This is a genomic window from Pseudomonas sp. 58 R 12, from assembly GCF_900005865.1.
Taxonomy (GTDB): domain Bacteria; phylum Pseudomonadota; class Gammaproteobacteria; order Pseudomonadales; family Pseudomonadaceae; genus Aquipseudomonas; species Aquipseudomonas tritici.
This window is the reverse complement of sequence record NZ_CVTP01000016.1, coordinates 51872-68455: the sequence shown is the minus strand read 5'-3', so window position 1 is coordinate 68455 and position 16584 is coordinate 51872. Positions and strand designations below refer to the sequence as shown.

11 protein-coding genes and 1 tRNA gene are annotated in these 16584 nt (G+C 59.8%); 1 reads left to right on the top strand and 11 read right to left on the bottom strand.

The genetic code is table 11. The features are described 5' to 3' along the window. Positions 1-8: 8 nt before the first annotated feature. The 11 genes from pqqB to rpsU all read right to left on the bottom strand — a co-directional run bounded on the left by pqqB (position 9) and on the right by rpsU (position 15324). The gene (gene pqqB, locus BFP95_RS09635) at positions 9-920 is read right to left on the bottom strand and encodes a pyrroloquinoline quinone biosynthesis protein PqqB (protein ID WP_065871805.1); all 912 of its coding nucleotides are present in this window, start codon (positions 918-920) and stop codon (positions 9-11) included. A gap of 66 nt (positions 921-986) precedes the next feature. Beyond that, complete coding sequence (gene pqqA / locus BFP95_RS28895; protein ID WP_003194766.1) at positions 987-1061, bottom strand: pyrroloquinoline quinone precursor peptide PqqA; 75 nt, start codon at positions 1059-1061, stop codon at positions 987-989. 159 nt (positions 1062-1220) lie between these two features. Further along, positions 1221-3569: a pyrroloquinoline quinone biosynthesis protein PqqF gene (gene pqqF / locus BFP95_RS09630; RefSeq protein ID WP_065909928.1), complete on the bottom strand. Its 2349-nt coding sequence runs from the start codon at positions 3567-3569 to the stop codon at positions 1221-1223. Positions 3570-3628: 59 nt separating this feature from the next. After that, positions 3629-4423 carry a carbon-nitrogen hydrolase family protein gene (locus tag BFP95_RS09625; protein ID WP_065880137.1) on the bottom strand — a complete coding sequence of 265 codons (795 nt, stop codon included), beginning with the start codon at positions 4421-4423 and terminating at the stop codon, positions 3629-3631. A gap of 10 nt (positions 4424-4433) precedes the next feature. Continuing rightward, a complete protein-coding gene (locus BFP95_RS09620; RefSeq protein WP_065871979.1) occupies positions 4434-6116 on the bottom strand; it encodes a flavin monoamine oxidase family protein in 1683 nt (560 codons plus the stop codon). Positions 6117-6282: 166 nt separating this feature from the next. Further along, positions 6283-6729: an Lrp/AsnC family transcriptional regulator gene (locus tag BFP95_RS09615; RefSeq protein ID WP_065909926.1), complete on the bottom strand. Its 447-nt coding sequence runs from the start codon at positions 6727-6729 to the stop codon at positions 6283-6285. Between the two features lie 86 nt (positions 6730-6815). Beyond that, a tRNA-Ile gene (locus BFP95_RS09610) sits at positions 6816-6892 on the bottom strand. Between the two features lie 15 nt (positions 6893-6907). Continuing rightward, positions 6908-10651 (bottom strand): bifunctional diguanylate cyclase/phosphodiesterase, encoded by a 3744-nt coding sequence (locus tag BFP95_RS09605; RefSeq protein WP_065880136.1) that lies wholly within the window; start codon positions 10649-10651, stop codon positions 6908-6910. Positions 10652-10773: 122 nt separating this feature from the next. Next, positions 10774-12624, bottom strand: a complete 1851-nt coding sequence (rpoD, locus tag BFP95_RS09600; RefSeq protein WP_065871800.1) for an RNA polymerase sigma factor RpoD — start codon at positions 12622-12624, stop codon at positions 10774-10776. A 67-nt stretch (positions 12625-12691) separates the two neighbouring features. Further along, positions 12692-14662, bottom strand: coding sequence for a DNA primase (gene dnaG / locus BFP95_RS09595; RefSeq protein WP_065871799.1), 1971 nt, complete (start codon positions 14660-14662; stop codon positions 12692-12694). 446 nt (positions 14663-15108) lie between these two features. After that, entirely contained in the window at positions 15109-15324 is a 216-nt protein-coding gene (rpsU, locus tag BFP95_RS28890) for a 30S ribosomal protein S21 (RefSeq protein ID WP_002551877.1), read from the bottom strand. A 202-nt stretch (positions 15325-15526) separates the two neighbouring features. Between rpsU and tsaD the strand changes: the two genes are divergently transcribed. Then, entirely contained in the window at positions 15527-16552 is a 1026-nt protein-coding gene (gene tsaD, locus BFP95_RS09585) for a tRNA (adenosine(37)-N6)-threonylcarbamoyltransferase complex transferase subunit TsaD (RefSeq protein ID WP_065871797.1), read from the top strand. Positions 16553-16584 lie beyond the last annotated feature (32 nt).

Sequence of the window (16584 nt, the reverse complement as noted above, 5' to 3'; positions counted from 1 at the left end):
GTCTGCTCCTACAATTCAATGCTCATGCCGTCGTAGGCCACTTCGACATTGCGCCGCACCAATTCCGCTCGCTCGGGGGAGTCTTCATCGAGGATCGGGTTGGTGTTGTTGATATGGATAAGCACCTTGCGCTGCTCGGGCAATTGCTCCAGCACCTCGAGCATGCCACCGGGGCCGTTCTGTGCCAGGTGGCCCATCTCGCGGCCGGTGCGGGTGCCAACACCACGGCGCTGCATTTCATCGTCATCCCACATCGTGCCGTCCACCAACAGGCAGTCGCTGCCGGCCATGATTTCCAGCAGTGGCGCGTCGACCTTGCCCAGCCCTGGGGCGTAGAACAGTTTGCCGCCGGTGCGCAGGTCTTCGACGATCAGGCCGATATTGTCACCGGGGTGGGGGTCGAAACGGTGCGGCGAATAAGGCGGTGCGGCGCTGCGCAGTGGCAGCGGGGTGAAACGCAGGTTGGGGCAGGCCGGGATGCTGAAGCTGGCGTCCAGCTCGATGCGGTTCCAGGCCAGGCCGCCGTTCCAGTGGGTCAGCATGGTGAACAGCGGGAAGCCGGTGCTCAGGTCTTCATGGACCATGTCGGTGCACCACACCTGGTGCGGACAACCCTCGCGCAGGCTCAACAGGCCGGTGGTGTGGTCGATCTGGCTGTCCATCAGGATGATCGCGCTGATGCCGGTGTCACGCAGGCCGCGGCCCGGTTGCATCGGCGCGAAACCCTGGAGTTGCGCGCGGATATCCGGCGAGGCATTGCACAGCACCCAGTTCACGCCATCGTCGGAGATCGCAATGGATGACTGGGTACGCGCTTGCGCCCGCAGGCTGCCATCGCGGAAACCAGCGCAGTTCACGCAGTTGCAGTTCCACTGCGGGAAACCACCGCCGGCGGCGGAACCTAAGATCTGGACAAACATGGTCGCTCCATCAAGCTCAAAACAAAAACGCCCCGGGCGAACCGAGGCGTTGTATTACCCAGCGGATTAACGGCTGGCGAAGTACATGGTGACTTCGAAACCGATGCGCAGATCAGTGTAAGCAGGTTTGGACCAAGTCATGTTCTTACTCCTACGAAGGGATGGGACGTTCACTACCAAGTAATACATATAGTCCACCTCCAGTCGGAGATGTTCAGAGGTGTGCGTGGGAATGTTACGCAATTATTTTCAAGTTAGCGCTGTCTTGGTGGAAAAAGCCTTTTGCAGGGGCGGCAATGATCAGTCTGCCGCTTGCCAGGTCGCCGAGATGCGCGCGCCGTTGGCGACGCAGCGCCAGCCGCCTGTGGCGTCGTTCAATTGCTGGGCGGCGTGCTGCAGCATTTCGCGGGAACAGGCTTGGATCCTGGATTGAAGCTGCTCCAGGTAACCCGACGAATGGCCAGCCAGATGGGCATGCCAGAGCAGGTCTGCAGCTTGAGCGTTGGGCAGTGCCTGGGCTGAAAACTGTTGCGCCAGATCCAGGTTGCCGAGGTCGTCGCAGCCATTGATCAGTGCTGGCAGTTGCGCCAGGAAGGTTTGCAGGTGATCTGCGATGCCTTCCAGGGAAACGCTGGGGGACTGTACGCCGAATAGCAGGCCGGTCTGGCCGTTTATCTGTCGGATGCCGCTGAACACGGCGTAGCCGATTTGCAGTTCTACCCGCAGCTTTTGGTAGAACGGCCCTTGGAGCAGATGGCCGAGCAGTCGCCACGCGGCTTCGTCTGCCAGGGATTGGCTGGGTGTTGGGCAAAACAACAGCAACGCAGCTTCGTCAGAGCCGATTTTCACCTCATGCCACACGCGTTGACCGCTGAGGGACGGGAGTACTTGATCGAGGCTCGCAGGCTGCCCTGGCAAGCGGGCCGCTGCTGTTTTGATTGCGGATTCATACGTCGCGGGGAAACCCATCCCCAGGCCTTTCCAACGTGCGGTGGCCCACGATTCAGAACGAGGAGTGCTGGCGGAGCAGCAAGCGGGCAGGGCCTTTAGGAACTCTCGAATGGCGATCATCGGCGGTGAGGCAGGTTGCGCCTCTTGCGGTTGAGTCAGACTCTGCGCCAAAACCTCCAGCACGGCGGGTATGGGTTCCAGCAGCCCTATCATTTTTACCAGCGCGTCATTGCCCAGGCTTTCGAACGACAATTCGACACCCGCCTGACGCGCATTTTCACACAACGCCTGCAATGCGCTCTCCAGGCCGGTGGGGGCCGACTGCCATTGCACATACAGGGCACCTTCACCACTGTCGTCCGCCAGCGCCTGGCTGAAGTTCAATGCCGACACCTCCCGACGCCCGCGGGAGCGATCCTGGGCGAAGGTGCGCAACCCCCGGTGGGCGCTGGTCTGGCCGCGAATCAGGCCGGCGCGTTCTTCCTTGACTGATGGTCGTAGGAACGGGTTGTTCGGCGGCAGTTGCCAAGTGTGCGCGGAAGGTGGCAGGCGCAGCGAATCAAGCATGGCCTTGAGGGCGACGACATCCTGTTCCGAAAGAGCCTGGCTGTCGTGTCTGGCCAATGCCAGCGCGCCTTGGACCTGTTGTTGACGAACGGCCAACAGCGCGAACTCTTCCCGTAGTGAAGTCCAATCGCTCTGTGCGAAAAAGCTCAGCCAATCGTGCAGCAACGCCTCTATCTGCGTAGCCGACTTATCTTGGGCGCTAAGCGTGAAGTCGATATCCAGCACAGCTTGCCCGGCGAAGTGATAAAGCACCGACGCCTGCAGTGCTCTCGCCAGTTGCCGCGCTTTCAGTTCAGCCAGCAATCCGCCGGGGGCCGAGGCATTCAGCCAGGCACAGAGAAAATCCAGTGCTTCACGCGGCGCGTCACACGTGATGACGTGGTGCAGGTGGTCATTGGCGATGTGCTGATAGCTGCGCGCTTCACCCTGCATCAAAGCCGGTGGCGCAGATTGTGGGCGTAGAGGTCCTGAGGTCAGTTGTTCACTGAACTGCTGTGCCAGGCATTGCAGTTCATCCAGCGACAGTGGGCCGGCCAAGCTCAGCGTCATCTGCCCGCTCTGATAGAAATGCGCGTGGAATTCCCGCAATGCCTGCTGGAATGCCTCACGCTCCACCGGCAGGCTGTCGCGGTTGCCCGCATGAAAACCCCGCAGCGGATGGTCCGCGGCCAGGCCTTGCAGCAGCGCGACGTGTTGCTGCGCCCCGACATCCTTGGACCAAGCGACGAACTCTGCGTGCAGCACCTCGCGTTCGCGTAGCTGATCCTCCAGCGCCAGGCGTGGTTGGGACAGCATGTCCGCCAAGCGCTCCAGGCCACCGGTAAACGTTGACGCCGGCAGCTCAAAGAAGAACGCCGTGGTGCGCTCACGGGTGCTCGCATTGACTTGGCCCCCATGACGTTGCACGTAGGCCATCAACCCCTCTGTGGTGGGAAAACGCTCGGTGCCGAGAAACAACAAATGTTCCAGAAAGTGCGCCAACCCCGGCCAGGCCAATGGCACGTCATGGCTGCCGGCCGACACCCGCAAAACGGCAGCGCAACGCTTCAAACGCGGGGCATGATGCAAGGAAACCCGCAAGCCATTGGCCAGGGTCAGGTGAAGGTGATGAGGGTGGGCCGGCGCAGGCATGGGCACTTCCGAAACATAGGAAGTGGCTATGTTAACAAACCGCTACCCAACCCGTCGGGTCAGGGCTTGTACAGCGCGCCGTACAACTCGGGGCGGCGATCTTGCAGATAGTGATTGGCAGCGCGCGCATTGATGATCGATTGGCGCTCCAGCGTACCGACAATCAAGGCTTCATCCAGGCCAGCCTGGGCTATACGCTCGCCGTTCGGTGCCGCGATGCTACTTTGCCCGCAGTACTGGATCTCGCCTTCGTGCCCGCAGTAATTGGCGTAGGCCACATAACATTGGTTCTCGAAGGCCCGCGCCCGCACGGTGACATCGGCCACAAAGTCGAACGGCACCATATTGGCGGTGGGCACCAGTATCAACTCGGCACCCGCAAGGGCCAGGCGCCGGGTGTTTTCCGGGAACTCCAGGTCGTAGCAGATCAGGAAGCCGAGCTTCCACCCATTCAATTCCACCAGCGGGAAATCGTCGTCGCCGGCACTGAACATCGAGTGGTCCAAATCGCCAAACAGATGCGTCTTGCGGTAGTTGCACAGGCGCTGGCCGTGGGCGTCGATCAACTGCACGGCGTTGTAGATCTGGCCGTCCTCGGCACGTTCCGGGTAACCGTACAAGATTGCCAGCCCGGCGGCTTTGGCCAGTTCGGCAATCGCCTGTGCGGACGGCCCGTCTTGCGCTTCAGCTAACGCGCCCACCGCTTCAGCGCCGATGTTGTAGCCGCTGAGAAACATCTCCGGCAGCACCAGTACATCGGCGCCGGACGCTTCATGCGCCAGTTGGTGCAGGCGCTTGAGGTTGCCGGCCACGTCCAGCGGCAGTGGTGGGCATTGGTACAGGGCAACGCGCATGCTCAGCTCCTTATTCGGCCAGGGCGATCGGCCCGATTTCGTCGAACACATCACCCGGCCCTGGGTTCTCCGGATGAGTACTGCCGCCGAAGTGGGTCATGATGCCCCATACCGCGTTCAATGAGGTTTGCACTGCGCCTTCGACCCAGGCCGGGGTCCAGGAAACGTCGTCACCTGCGATAAAAATCCCACGTTGCTCGGCGGGCATGTCCTTCTGCATGAAGTGCGCATACATACGCTGGTTATAGCGATAGTGGCCGGGCAATGCACCTTTGAAGGCACCGAGGAAATGCGGGTCGGCTTCCCAGGACACCGTGATCGGGTCGCCGATGATGCGCGCCTTGATGTCGACTTTCGGGTAGATCTTGTTCAGCGCGTCGAGGGCCAGTTTCACGCGTTTATCGATGGGCTGCGGCAGCATCTTCAGCGCATCGCTCATCCACGAGTAAGACAGGCAAATCACACCCGGCTTATCGTCACCATTGTCGAACAGATAAGTGCCACGGGTCAGGCGATCCGTGAGGGTCATGCTCATCAGGTCGCGGCCGGTTTCCGGGTCTTTGTCTTTCCAGAACGGGCGGTCAACCATCACGAAAGTTTTTGATGACTGCATGTAGCGGGTGCGGTCCAGGGCCATCCACATCTTTTGCGAGAACAGGGTTTCGTCGCATTCGATCTGGGTGGTCAGCAGCCAGCTTTGGCACGTGGTGAGCACGGCGGCGTATTCGCGGGTGTCACCGTAATTGTCGGTGACGGCAAAGCGGCCATCGGCGGCGTGTGCGATGCGTTTCACCCCGGCCCGCGGCGCACCACGGTGCAACGAACTGAGGCTGGTGCCGGCCGGCCAGTGGGCGCAACGCTCCGGCACATGGCGCCAAATGCCCATCGGCACCTGGGCCACGCCGCCGACGACCAAGTGTTGGTGATCGTCGCAGTTGGTCATCACCACGCGGAAGATTTCCAGCATCGAGTTGGGGAAGTCCGAATCCCAGCCGCCAGTGCCGAAACCGACCTGGCCGAATACTTCGCGATGGTGAAACGACAACTTGGCGAAAGCCTTGGAAGTGGCAACGAAGTCGTAGAAGGTGCGGTCGTCCCACAGTGGTACCAGCTTATTCCACAGCGCTTTGAGGCGTGGCACGTCACGGTCGCGGATGGCTTGCTGGATATCGCCGAACTGCGAGCCGGCTTCCAAGGCGTCGGCCCAGGCGTCGGCGACTTCTTGAAACAGTGCAGGAAGATCGGACAGTTTTTGTGCGTAGTGAGTCTGGCCTTCCAGGTCAATCACCGTGCTGCCGGAGGCTGGGGTCAGCGGGTTGGGGAAGGGTTTGGTTTCCAGGCCGAGTTTGTCCACGTAGTGGTAGAACGCGGTGGACGACACCGGGAAGCGCATGCCACCCAGCTCGGCGATGATGCCTTCGGCGCCTTCGAAGGCTTGGGAGCGCAGGCGGCCGCCCATTTTCGAAGCTTCATACACCACCGGCTTGAGACCCAGTTTCATCAGTTCGTAGGCGGCAACCAGGCCAGCGATCCCTGCGCCGACGATCGCCACTTCGGCGCCATGGTTGGCGACGGGAATGCTGCCCAGGCCGGCCGGGTGCTCGATCCAGTCATCAAAGGCAAACGGAAAATCCGGGCCAAAGATGGTGATGGGTTTCTTACCGTCTGCAGGGTGGCGATTGGTCTTGCTGATGGTGCTGGACGGAATGCTCATGGCTGACCTTACTGGCGACTGGGCGGACGTGGCCCGCTGAGTATAGGAAAAGATGGCAGCCAGTTTAGGGAGCGTAGCGTTCATTAATAAGACGCAAAGTGTCGTCGTATTGGATTGTTTTTAGTCATAATGACGAAGTTGATGGTCAAATTGGCTGTCCGCGATCCAATTTGTTACTCAAGATGATTGAGGTCGTGGTTTTCTCCACGCCGTCCACACTGCCGATCTGGTCGAGTAATTGGTCCAACTGCTCCGGCGAGTCAGTGCGAAGCCAGGCCACGTAATCGTACTCGCCACTGACCGCGCACAATTGTTGCACCTGCGCCATGGCACTCAGCCTGCGTAACACTTCTTTACCCGAGCGTGCCTGCACGGTGATGCCAACATACGCCTGCAAACCACCATCCACCACCCGCTGGCCGAGACGCACACCATAACCGGTGATCACCTGGGTTTTCTCCAGGCGCGCCAGGCGCGACGTTACCGTGGTGCGCGCGATGCCGAGCTGCCGGGCAAGCATGGCCACGCTTTCGCGCGCGTTGATTTGCAGGGCGGCTATTAGCTGGCGGTCGATTTCATCTAGGGCGGGCAAGGGGGGGGCTCCGATAAGGGCGGCGATGGGAGCATATTACAGTCTTCCAGACACACAAAAGCCGCGCATTGCGCGGCTTTCTAGTTTGGTGGGCCCAGTAGGACTCGAACCTACGACCAAGGGATTATGAGTCCCCTGCTCTAACCAACTGAGCTATAGGCCCTCAGTAGGTCGCGGATTATAGCGATGGTTTCCCCGCTGTGCTATCCGAAAAATCCTCAATGCTCATACGAAGAAAAGTCGCGGCAAAAAGCTCGGGCGGTAGCGGCAGGCTGACGATGTAGCCTTGCATCTGTTCGCAGCCTTCGGCAGCCAGGAAGGCTTGCTGTGCGGGGTTCTCCACGCCTTCGGCGATGATGGTGAATTGCATGCTGTGGCCCAGGGCGATAATGGCGCGCACGATCGCTGCGTCGTGGGGGTCGTCGGGCAGGCCGCGGACGAAGGATTGATCGATCTTGAGGAAGTCCAGCGGCAGGCGTTTGAGGTAGCTGAGGGATGAATAGCCGGTGCCAAAATCATCGATGGCCAGTTGTACGCCCAAGTCTTTGAGCTGGTGCAGTACCTCCAGCGCTTCTTCGGCCTGGCTCATGATGAAGTTCTCGGTGATCTCCAGTTGCAGGCAGCCTGGGTCGAGCCGGTAGTCGCGCAATAGCTGTTCGATGCGAGCCAGCAAGCCGGGGTGACGCAGTTGGGCGCCGGCCAGGTTGACCGACAGGGGGCCGAATTCGTCGAAAGTGCCTTGCCAGGCATGCATTTGTCGGCAGGCCTGTTCCAGCACCCAGTCACCGATCTGCAGGATCATGCCGTTCTCTTCGGCGAGGGCAATGAAGTGTTCGGGCGGCACGTCGCCAAAGGTGGGATGGCGCCAGCGGATCAGCGCTTCGGCGCCGATCAGTGCTTGAGTATTCAGGCTCAGTTTTGGCTGGTAGTACAGGGTCAGTTCATCGCGCTCGATGGCGCGGCGCAGTTCATGTTCGAGTGCCACGCGTTCGTTGGCCTGCGCAGTCAGGTCGCGGGTATAGCTTTCGACCCGGTTACGTCCCTTGGCCTTGGAGCGGTACATCGCAGCGTCGGCATTTTTGACCAGCGTCGCGACGTCGGTACCGTCCTGCGGGTACAGGCTGGTGCCGATGCTGGCGCTGATGAAGAACTCGTGTTCACCTGCCTGGAAGGGTGGGGTGAAGCAGGCCAGCAGTTTATTGGCCAGGTATTGGGCATCGCTGGGGTGCTGCAAGCCGGGGAGCAGGATGATGAATTCGTCGCCGCCCAGGCGAGCAACGGTGTCGATGTCGCGCAGTTGTTCCTTGAGGCGCACCGCGATGTCCTTGAGCAGCAAGTCGCCGATCGGGTGGCCGAGGCTGTCGTTGATGTGTTTGAAGCGGTCCAGATCGAGAAACAGTACGGCGCCCTGTTTGCCGGTTTCTTGATGCCCATTGAGGGCGGCCTGCAGTCGGTTTTCGAACAAAGTGCGGTTGGGCAGGCCGGTCAATGGATCGTGATGCGCCTGGTAATCTAGGCGGGCCTGGGCCAGTTTGAGGCTGGAGATGTCGGCAAACACCGCGACGAAGTGCGTGATCAACTGATCGCGATTACGCACTGCGCTGATCGTCAGCCAGCTGGGGTACAGCTCGCCGTTCTTGCGTCGGTTGGAGATCTCGCCCTGCCAATGCCCTTGAGTTGTCAGTTGGTGCCACATCGCCGCGTAGAAGGCGCTGTCATGCAGGCCGGAGGCGAGCAGGCGCGGCGTATGGCCAAGGGCTTCGGCCTCGCTGTAGCCGGTTATCTCGGTGAAGGCGCGGTTGACGGCGCTGATGTTCTGCCGGATATCAGTGATCAAGACGCCTTCGGCCGTGCTCTCGAACACCGTGGCGGCCTGTTGCAGTTTTTCCTGCATCAGTTGGCGTTCGGTGATGTCCCGCGCAATGGTCAGCATGCAGTCGTCGTCGCCGATAGGCAGCGGGCGGCTGGACAATTCGCACAGGCGAATCTGCCCATCGTTGCGACGAATATGGCAGATGAAATCACGCACAAAGCCATCGCGCTGCATCAGTTCCAGCATGTCTTTGCGTTCGTTGAGGTCGACCCAGATGCCCAGGTCCAGGGTTGATTGGTCGAGGGATGTTGCGCTAGTGAACCCCGTGATTCGGCTGAAACCATCGTTCACTTCAATCAACAGTCCATCATGCTGTCGGCTCAGCAGCAAGCCGTCGGGGGAGGCGTGGAAGGCCTTGGCGAATTTCTCTTCGGAGGTTTGCAGTTGTTGCTGGGTTTCCTTGAGTTGAGTGATGTCTCGCACCGCCACCACGATGGCCTCGGTGGTGTCCAATTGGAACGGCTCGGCGGAAATCAGCCCGGTGAAGGCTTGGCCATTGCTGCGCAGAAAGGGCATTTCGAGATTGCGGATGCTGGTGGTCTGCACCTGTTGCAGCAGGTCGGGGCCGACACCCTGGATGCCCCAGATATTCAGTTCGGTGGCGGTTTTGCCGACGACCTGTTGCGCCGTCAGGCCAATCTGGTCTTCGAACGCCTTGTTCACCTCCAGCAAGCAGCCATCAGACAGCCGTGCGATCACTAGCATGTCTGGGCATTGCTGGAACACCGAGGCAAATTTTTGCTCAGACAGTTGCAAGGCTTCTTCAGTGCGCTTGGCCTCGCTGATATCGATCATCAAGCCGCGCAGTACGGGCTCATGGCCGTGCTCAATCAGGCTGACGATGTCGCGCACCCATAAGCAGCGCCCGTCGGCGGTGATCACCCGGTAGTCGATGCTGTGGTCGCGATTGGCGCGGGTTTCCCGGTAGCAGTAGGCCTCGGTGCGGGTCAGGTCGGCGGGGTGAATGATGTTGCGCCAGAACCCCGGGATCAGCCAGTGGGCACGCGGATAACCCAGTAATTCCTCCGCGTGGGGCGAAACATAGCTGTAGGTGAAATCGGTGATACTGGCTTCCCAGGCGATGGCGGACAGGCTTTCCACCAAGCCGCGGTAGTGATATTCGCTGCTGCGCAGTTCCTGTTCGAGGGCGCCGCGGCGGGAAATTTCCGAACTGAGCCGGCGGTTGATCCGAATCACCACGGCCAGCACGGTACTCAGCAACAGTACCGCAGGCAGGCCGTAAGTCAGCAGATCCCTCCAGAAGGTGCGGTGATCGGTAAGGCTGCCAACCCAATGTTGTTGGATCGCATCGGTTTCTTCCGGGCTGAGGTCGGCCAGTACCTTATCGAGGATGCCCACCAGTACTTTGTTGTCGCGCGGTACGCCCATCGCCAGTTGGTAGCGGTAGGGCGTTTCACCGCTGACGTACAAACCGTCGAGCTTGAGTTGGCGCAGGTTCCAGACACTTGAGGCCAGGTCGCCGACCACCGCATCCACCTCATCGGTGGCCAAGGCTTGCAGGGTCGAGCTGACATTCGGCATGGCCACCAGATTGAGGTCGGGATGGTGGGTGCGGAGCAACTCATGGGGCGCGTAGTTTTCCACCACGGCAATCTTCAATCCGTAGAGGTCCTTAAGGGTGCGTGGTTTCGCGCCGCCTTCGTGGGCCAGGATGACGATGGGGAAATCAAGGTACGGGCGGGTAAACGCCATGTAGCTCTGGCGTTCCGGCGTGGACATGATGCCAGGCAGCAGGTCGATTTGGTTGTTCCGGGCCAGCTCCAGCACGGCGCCCCAGTTCGCCGGCTCGATCAACTTGACTCGCACGCCGAGGCGATCCTGGATCAGGCGCACGTAATCCGCCGCCAGGCCTTGGTAGCGGCCATCTTCGTCACGGTATTCAAAGGGTGGCCATGACGCGTCCACTCCCAGGCGCAACTCCTGATGGTCCGCCAGCCAGCCGCGCTCATCATCGCTGAGACTCAACGCGCCAGCCGTTGCGGTCCAGGTCAGCAGCCACAGTAAAAACACAGCCGGCAGTCTGGGCATAACGGTCTCGTTATGGCACGGGGAATGTTTCGAGTGTAGACGGGCATTACGGGGGGAGGGGTGTTGCGGAAGGTTTTATCGATACAAAACAAAACCCCCGGCCTGGGCCGGGGGTTCTGGTATCACTCGTCGAGGAAGGAGCGTAGATGCTCGCTTCGCGTCGGGTGGCGCAACTTGCGCAGCGCCTTGGCTTCGATCTGACGGATCCGTTCACGGGTCACGTCAAACTGCTTACCGACTTCCTCAAGGGTGTGGTCGGTATTCATGTCGATGCCGAAACGCATGCGCAGTACCTTGGCTTCACGAGCAGTGAGGCCGGAGAGTACGTCACGAGTCGCTTCTTTAAGGCTCTCAACGGTGGCGACATCGATTGGCGACTGCATAGTCGAGTCTTCGATGAAGTCACCCAGATGGGAGTCTTCGTCATCACCAATCGGCGTTTCCATGGAGATCGGCTCTTTAGCGATCTTCAATACCTTGCGGATTTTGTCCTCAGGCATTTCCATGCGTTCGCCCAGCTCTTCCGGGGTCGGTTCACGACCCATTTCCTGCAACATCTGCCGGGAAATGCGGTTCAGCTTGTTGATGGTCTCGATCATGTGCACCGGAATACGGATGGTGCGGGCCTGGTCGGCGATCGAGCGAGTGATCGCCTGACGGATCCACCAGGTGGCATAAGTCGAGAATTTGTAGCCACGACGGTATTCAAACTTGTCCACAGCCTTCATCAAGCCGATGTTGCCTTCCTGGATCAAGTCGAGGAATTGCAGGCCACGGTTGGTGTACTTCTTGGCGATGGAAATCACCAGACGCAAGTTCGCTTCGACCATCTCTTTCTTCGCGCGGCGGGCCTTGGCCTCACCGATCGACATGCGACGGTTGATGTCCTTGATCTCGGCAATCGTCAGACCGGTTTCGGTCTGCAGTGCGATCAGCTTTTGCTGGCAGCGAATGATGTCCGGCTGCAGGCGACCAATGGCTTCGGCGTATTTGCCTTTGCCTTTGGCGAGGCCGTCGGACCAGCTTTCGTCAACTTCGTTGCCCGGGAACTGGCGCAGGAAGTCGGCACGCGGCATGCGCGCATCACGGACACAGAGCTGCATGATCGCACGCTCTTGTGCACGCAGACGCTCAAGGGCACTGCGAACACGCTCAACCAGGCCTTCGAATTGCTTCGGTACCAGCTTGATCGGCATGAACAGTTCGGCCAGCGCCACCAGCTCGGCAATGACCAGCTTATTGCCGCGACCGTGCTTTTTCAGCGCCTTGCGGGTGATTTCCATTTGATCGGAAACCGCACCGAAACGCTGGGCAGCCACGATCGGATCCGGACCGCTTTCAACTTCATCTTCGTCGTCGCTGCTGGCTTCAGCATCGTCGTCTTCGGAATCGTCGTCGGCTTTCACCGCTTTCGGGTCGACAGGCGGCGGCACTTCGGCGGCAGGCGGCGCAATGCCGTCGTCCGGGTCGATGTAGCCACTCAGCACGTCGGACAGGCGACCACCTTCGGTGGTGACGCGGGTGTACTCGGAGAGAATATGGTCAACCGTGCCAGGGAAGTGCGCGATTGCGCCCATCACTTCACGGATGCCCTCTTCGATACGCTTGGCGATTTCGATTTCGCCTTCGCGTGTCAGCAGCTCGACGGTACCCATTTCACGCATATACATGCGCACAGGGTCGGTGGTACGACCGATATCGGTCTCCACAGCAGCCAGCGCGGCAGCAGCTTCTTCAGCTGCAGCCTCGTCGGTATCGGCGTCCGCCAGCATAAGAGAATCCTTATCTGGCGCAGCTTCGAATACGTTGATCCCCATGTCGTTAATCATGCGGATGATGTCTTCCACCTGCTCTGGATCTGAAATATCCTCAGGCAGGTGGTCGTTGACCTCCGCGTAAGTCAGGTAACCCTGCTCACGACCGAGAACGATCAACTCTTTGATACGAGACTGCTGTTGCGCTTTTCCGGACATAACACCCTATCCACTGAAGGTCTTGGCGGGCAAAAAACAAGCCGAGGATTATACCCGAGCTATGACCTCACACGCCAGCTGAGGTCGGGTTTGATGCGGAAACATTCTGTTTTAAGAGGTCGCGCATCTGTTTTGCTATCTGAATTTGCTCTTCAGCCGATAATCCAGGCTGCCTTGCTCTCTTGATGAGTTCATCGAGGGTCTGCGTGTGCTGACCCGCGGATAACCTAGTAATGGTGTCTAAAAACTGTTGTTCAAGGTTATCGCCGTCAATTAGCCACTCCTTTTCCGCGAGGGCTTTCAATAGGCGGCCTTGCTCGGTGCCATGCCAGCGAGCCATCAGCTGAATTGAGTTTAGCTTAGGATTTTTCTGTACCGCCTCGATCAAGGCGATCAGAACCTGAGCATAGGTATTGCTCGCATTGGCAAAATGGTCGGCGCTCTCGACCTTGCCCGCCAGTTGCGGGTGATGGATGAGCGTGCGCAACGCAATGAGCGTTGGCGCTTCAACGGCCACAGGCGTTCGCGGGGCGAAGGCCTCATCGCGATCGCCGCGCTTGCCGTTCTTGCTCCAGGGTTTGTTGTCCCATTTCTTGCCGCCGGCGCCGGGCTTCTTCGGTGTCCACTCCTGCTGGGGCGTGTAGGCCTCCTGCGGTTGGTGGAAGTCGGCGTAGTCGGGCATGGCGTCGTAATCCATGCCTGGGTCATAGGCCGGCGGCGCCTCCTGCGGTGCGTTGTGCACCAGCTGGCTGACGGCTTCGCCGCTCAGCCCAGTAATTTCCAGCAGGCGCATGCGCATCAGTGATTTCAGGTTGGCGCCTGGGACTTTATCGATCAACGGCGCCGCGAGGGTGGCCATGTGTGCCTTGCCTTCGAGGGAGCGCGGGTCGGCCTCTTCGGTCAGTTGCTGGAAAAAATAGTCTGCCAGGGGCTGTGCATGTTGATTGATGCGCGCGCGGAACGCGTCGGTGCCTTCGGAGCGCACCAAGGTGTCCGGGTCTTCGCCTTCAGGCAGGAACAGGAAGCGTGCGCGACGCCCATCCTGCAGGCTCGACAGCGTTGCCTCAAGCGCGCGCCAGGCGGCGTTGCGGCCGGCCTGATCGCCGTCAAAGCAGAACAGTACGCTGGGCACCACGCGGAACAGGCGTTTCATGTGTTCTTCGCTGGTGGCGGTGCCGAGTGTGGCCACGGCGTTGCGCAGGCCCTGTTGGGCGAGCGCGATCACGTCCATATAGCCTTCAACCACGATGATCTCATCGAGGTTGCGGTTGTTCTTGCGCGCCTCGAACAGGCCGTAGAGTTCCTGGCCTTTGTGGAATACCGCGGTTTCCGGGGAGTTCAGGTACTTGGGCTTGTCATCTCCCAGTACTCGACCACCAAAGGCGATGATGCGGCCACGGCTGTCGCGGATCGGGAACATCACGCGGTCGCGAAAGCGGTCATAGCGTTTGCCGGTTTCGGCGTTTTCAACCAGCAGGCCGGCGTCGATCATGGCTTTTTGCTGGAGGGTATCGCTGCTCAGGTGCTTGTACAGGTTGTCCCAGCCGGGCGGGGCGAAGCCGAGGCCGAAGTCACGGGCGATTTCACCGGTGAGGCCGCGGCCCTTGAGGTAATCGACGGCGGCCTTGCGCTGCGGATGGCTTTTAAGTGCCTGACGGTAAAAGTCGGCAGCGGCGGTCAGCAGCGGGTACAGCGGCGAATCGGTGGGTTGCCGCGGTTTGTGCGGTCGGCCGCTTTCTTCGCGAGGGATTTCCATGCCGGCGGCTTTCGCCAGGTCCTCGATCGCCTGGGGGAAATCCAGGTTGTCGTGGTCCATGAGAAAGCCCAGAGCGTTACCGCCTGCGCCGCAACCGAAGCAGTAGTAGAACTGTTTGTCGGGGCTGACGCTGAACGATGGGGTTTTCTCTTTGTGGAACGGGCAGCAGGCGGTGTAGTTCTTGCCGGCTTTTTTCAGCTGCACGCGCGAGCTGACAACATCGACGATGTCGGTGCGGTTCAGAAGGTCGTCAATAAAGCTCTGGGGAATCAGCCCGGCCATGGCGTTCTCGTCATCACTGCGTGTAAATGAGGGCCCGCTAAGTGCTCAAGCGCACGTATCGTCTGGCTCGATCATCGGTTGTCTGCTTGGGCTTTCAGGAAGTGTATCTGCCGATGGTTCACTGACGTTAATTTCAATCAGGTTTTCGGCATGGAAATGTTGCCCCGGCCTCCGGTCTTGGCCAATGGCGGGCCTCGGAAGCGCATTGTCGGGCACAGTCGATACAGTTGATCGCCTGCTTGAATAATAAGTGTGCGCGTCAGTAGCCTTGTTAGGCTCGTCAGAAGAGACGTGCACCGCTGGCAAAAGAGCCAGTCCTGACGTGTGAAGCAGTTGTCTCGGTCGCATGTGCGGCGTCAACAGTGAAGCATCAAGCGATATCCGCAAATGCCATTAGCCCGGCTGAGGGCCGGGCTTGGCAGAAGCTTGCTACGGACGTCTGTGTATTAGTACAGACGAACGGCGCGGCGCTGTTCGCGCTGAACTTTCTTGGCGTGACGCTTAACAGCGGCTGCTGCTTTACGCTTACGCTCAGAAGTTGGCTTCTCGTAAAATTCGCGGCTACGAACTTCAGCCAGTACACCGGCTTTTTCGCAGGAGCGCTTGAAACGACGCAGAGCTACGTCGAAGGGTTCGTTCTCTTTAACTTTGACGGCTGGCATCCAGAGCTACCTTCTTTCATTACCGGGATCAACGTTCTCGTCGCAAAAAATTCGCGGCTGAGGTCGTCGGTTTTTAAGGGTTGCGGATGTTAACCCCTCATTGCCCGGAATGCAAAGCCTCTGATCGAAAACCGCTAGTCGGGAGGGGGAGTGGCGACTATTATGCGCGCCTTCGAATCTAGCCTCTACAAGGCGCAAACCCATGCTAGTACTGGGACTTGAAACCTCCTGCGACGAAACCGGTGTCGCACTTTACGACAGTGAACGCGGGCTCTTGGCCGATGCGCTGTTCAGTCAGATCGACCTGCACCGCGCCTATGGCGGCGTGGTGCCGGAGCTGGCCAGCCGTGATCACGTCAAACGCATGCTGCCCCTGATTCGCCAGGTGCTGGATGAGGCCGGCTGCGTGCCGACCGAGATCGACGCGATCGCCTACACTGCTGGCCCCGGATTGGTCGGAGCCCTGCTGGTTGGGGCCTCTTGCGCCCAGGCGCTGGCTTTTGCCTGGGGCATTCCAGCCCTTGGTGTGCACCACATGGAAGGCCATTTATTGGCGCCCATGCTGGAAAAAACACCACCAGAGTTCCCGTTCGTCGCTTTGTTGGTTTCCGGCGGCCATACGCAGCTGGTTCAGGTGGATGGAATCGGCCAATACACCCTTTTGGGTGAATCCCTGGATGACGCCGCCGGTGAAGCGTTCGACAAAACTGCGAAGATGATGGGCCTCAATTATCCCGGCGGTCCGGAAATCGCCCGTCTTGCCGAAAAAGGTGTTGCCGGCCGTTATACCTTCCCACGCCCGATGTGCGATCGGCCTGGCCTGATGTTCAGTTTCAGTGGTTTGAAAACCTCTGCGCTGAACACCTGGCAGCAAAGCGTCAGCGCCGGGGACGACAGTGAGCAAGCCCGTTGCGACATCGCGCTGGCGTTCCAGCAGGCCGTGGTAGAGACTTTGACCATCAAGTGCAAGCGCGCCCTGAAACAGGCGGGCATGAAGCGCCTGGTAATCGCAGGCGGCGTCAGTGCCAACAAGGCTTTACGCACGTCACTGGAAAAAATGCTCGGCGAGATGAAGGGCGACGTGTTCTACGCGCGGCCAGAGTTCTGCACCGACAATGGCGCGATGATCGCCTATGCCGGTTGCCAACGCTTGCAGGCGGGTCAGCACGAAAGCCTGGCGATCAGCGTGCAGGCGCGCTGGCCGATGGAGCAGTTGTCGCCGCTCTAGGGCCGCAACGTGAGCCGGGCTCATCGGACGTA

Bases quoted from the DNA above. Each gene is read 5' to 3' on its own strand.
- pqqB (WP_065871805.1), bottom strand. From the start codon at position 920: ATGTTTGTCCAGATCTTAGGTTCCGCCGCCGGCGGTGGTTTCCCGCAG.
- pqqF (WP_065909928.1), bottom strand. From the start codon at position 3,569: ATGCCTGCGCCGGCCCACCCTCATCACCTTCACCTGACCCTGGCCAAT.
- BFP95_RS09625 (WP_065880137.1), bottom strand. From the start codon at position 4,423: ATGCGCGTTGCCCTGTACCAATGCCCACCACTGCCGCTGGACGTGGCC.
- BFP95_RS09605 (WP_065880136.1), bottom strand. From the start codon at position 10,651: ATGCCCAGACTGCCGGCTGTGTTTTTACTGTGGCTGCTGACCTGGACC.
- rpoD (WP_065871800.1), bottom strand. From the start codon at position 12,624: ATGTCCGGAAAAGCGCAACAGCAGTCTCGTATCAAAGAGTTGATCGTT.
- dnaG (WP_065871799.1), bottom strand. From the start codon at position 14,662: ATGGCCGGGCTGATTCCCCAGAGCTTTATTGACGACCTTCTGAACCGC.
- rpsU (WP_002551877.1), bottom strand. From the start codon at position 15,324: ATGCCAGCCGTCAAAGTTAAAGAGAACGAACCCTTCGACGTAGCTCTG.
- tsaD (WP_065871797.1), top strand. From the start codon at position 15,527: ATGCTAGTACTGGGACTTGAAACCTCCTGCGACGAAACCGGTGTCGCA.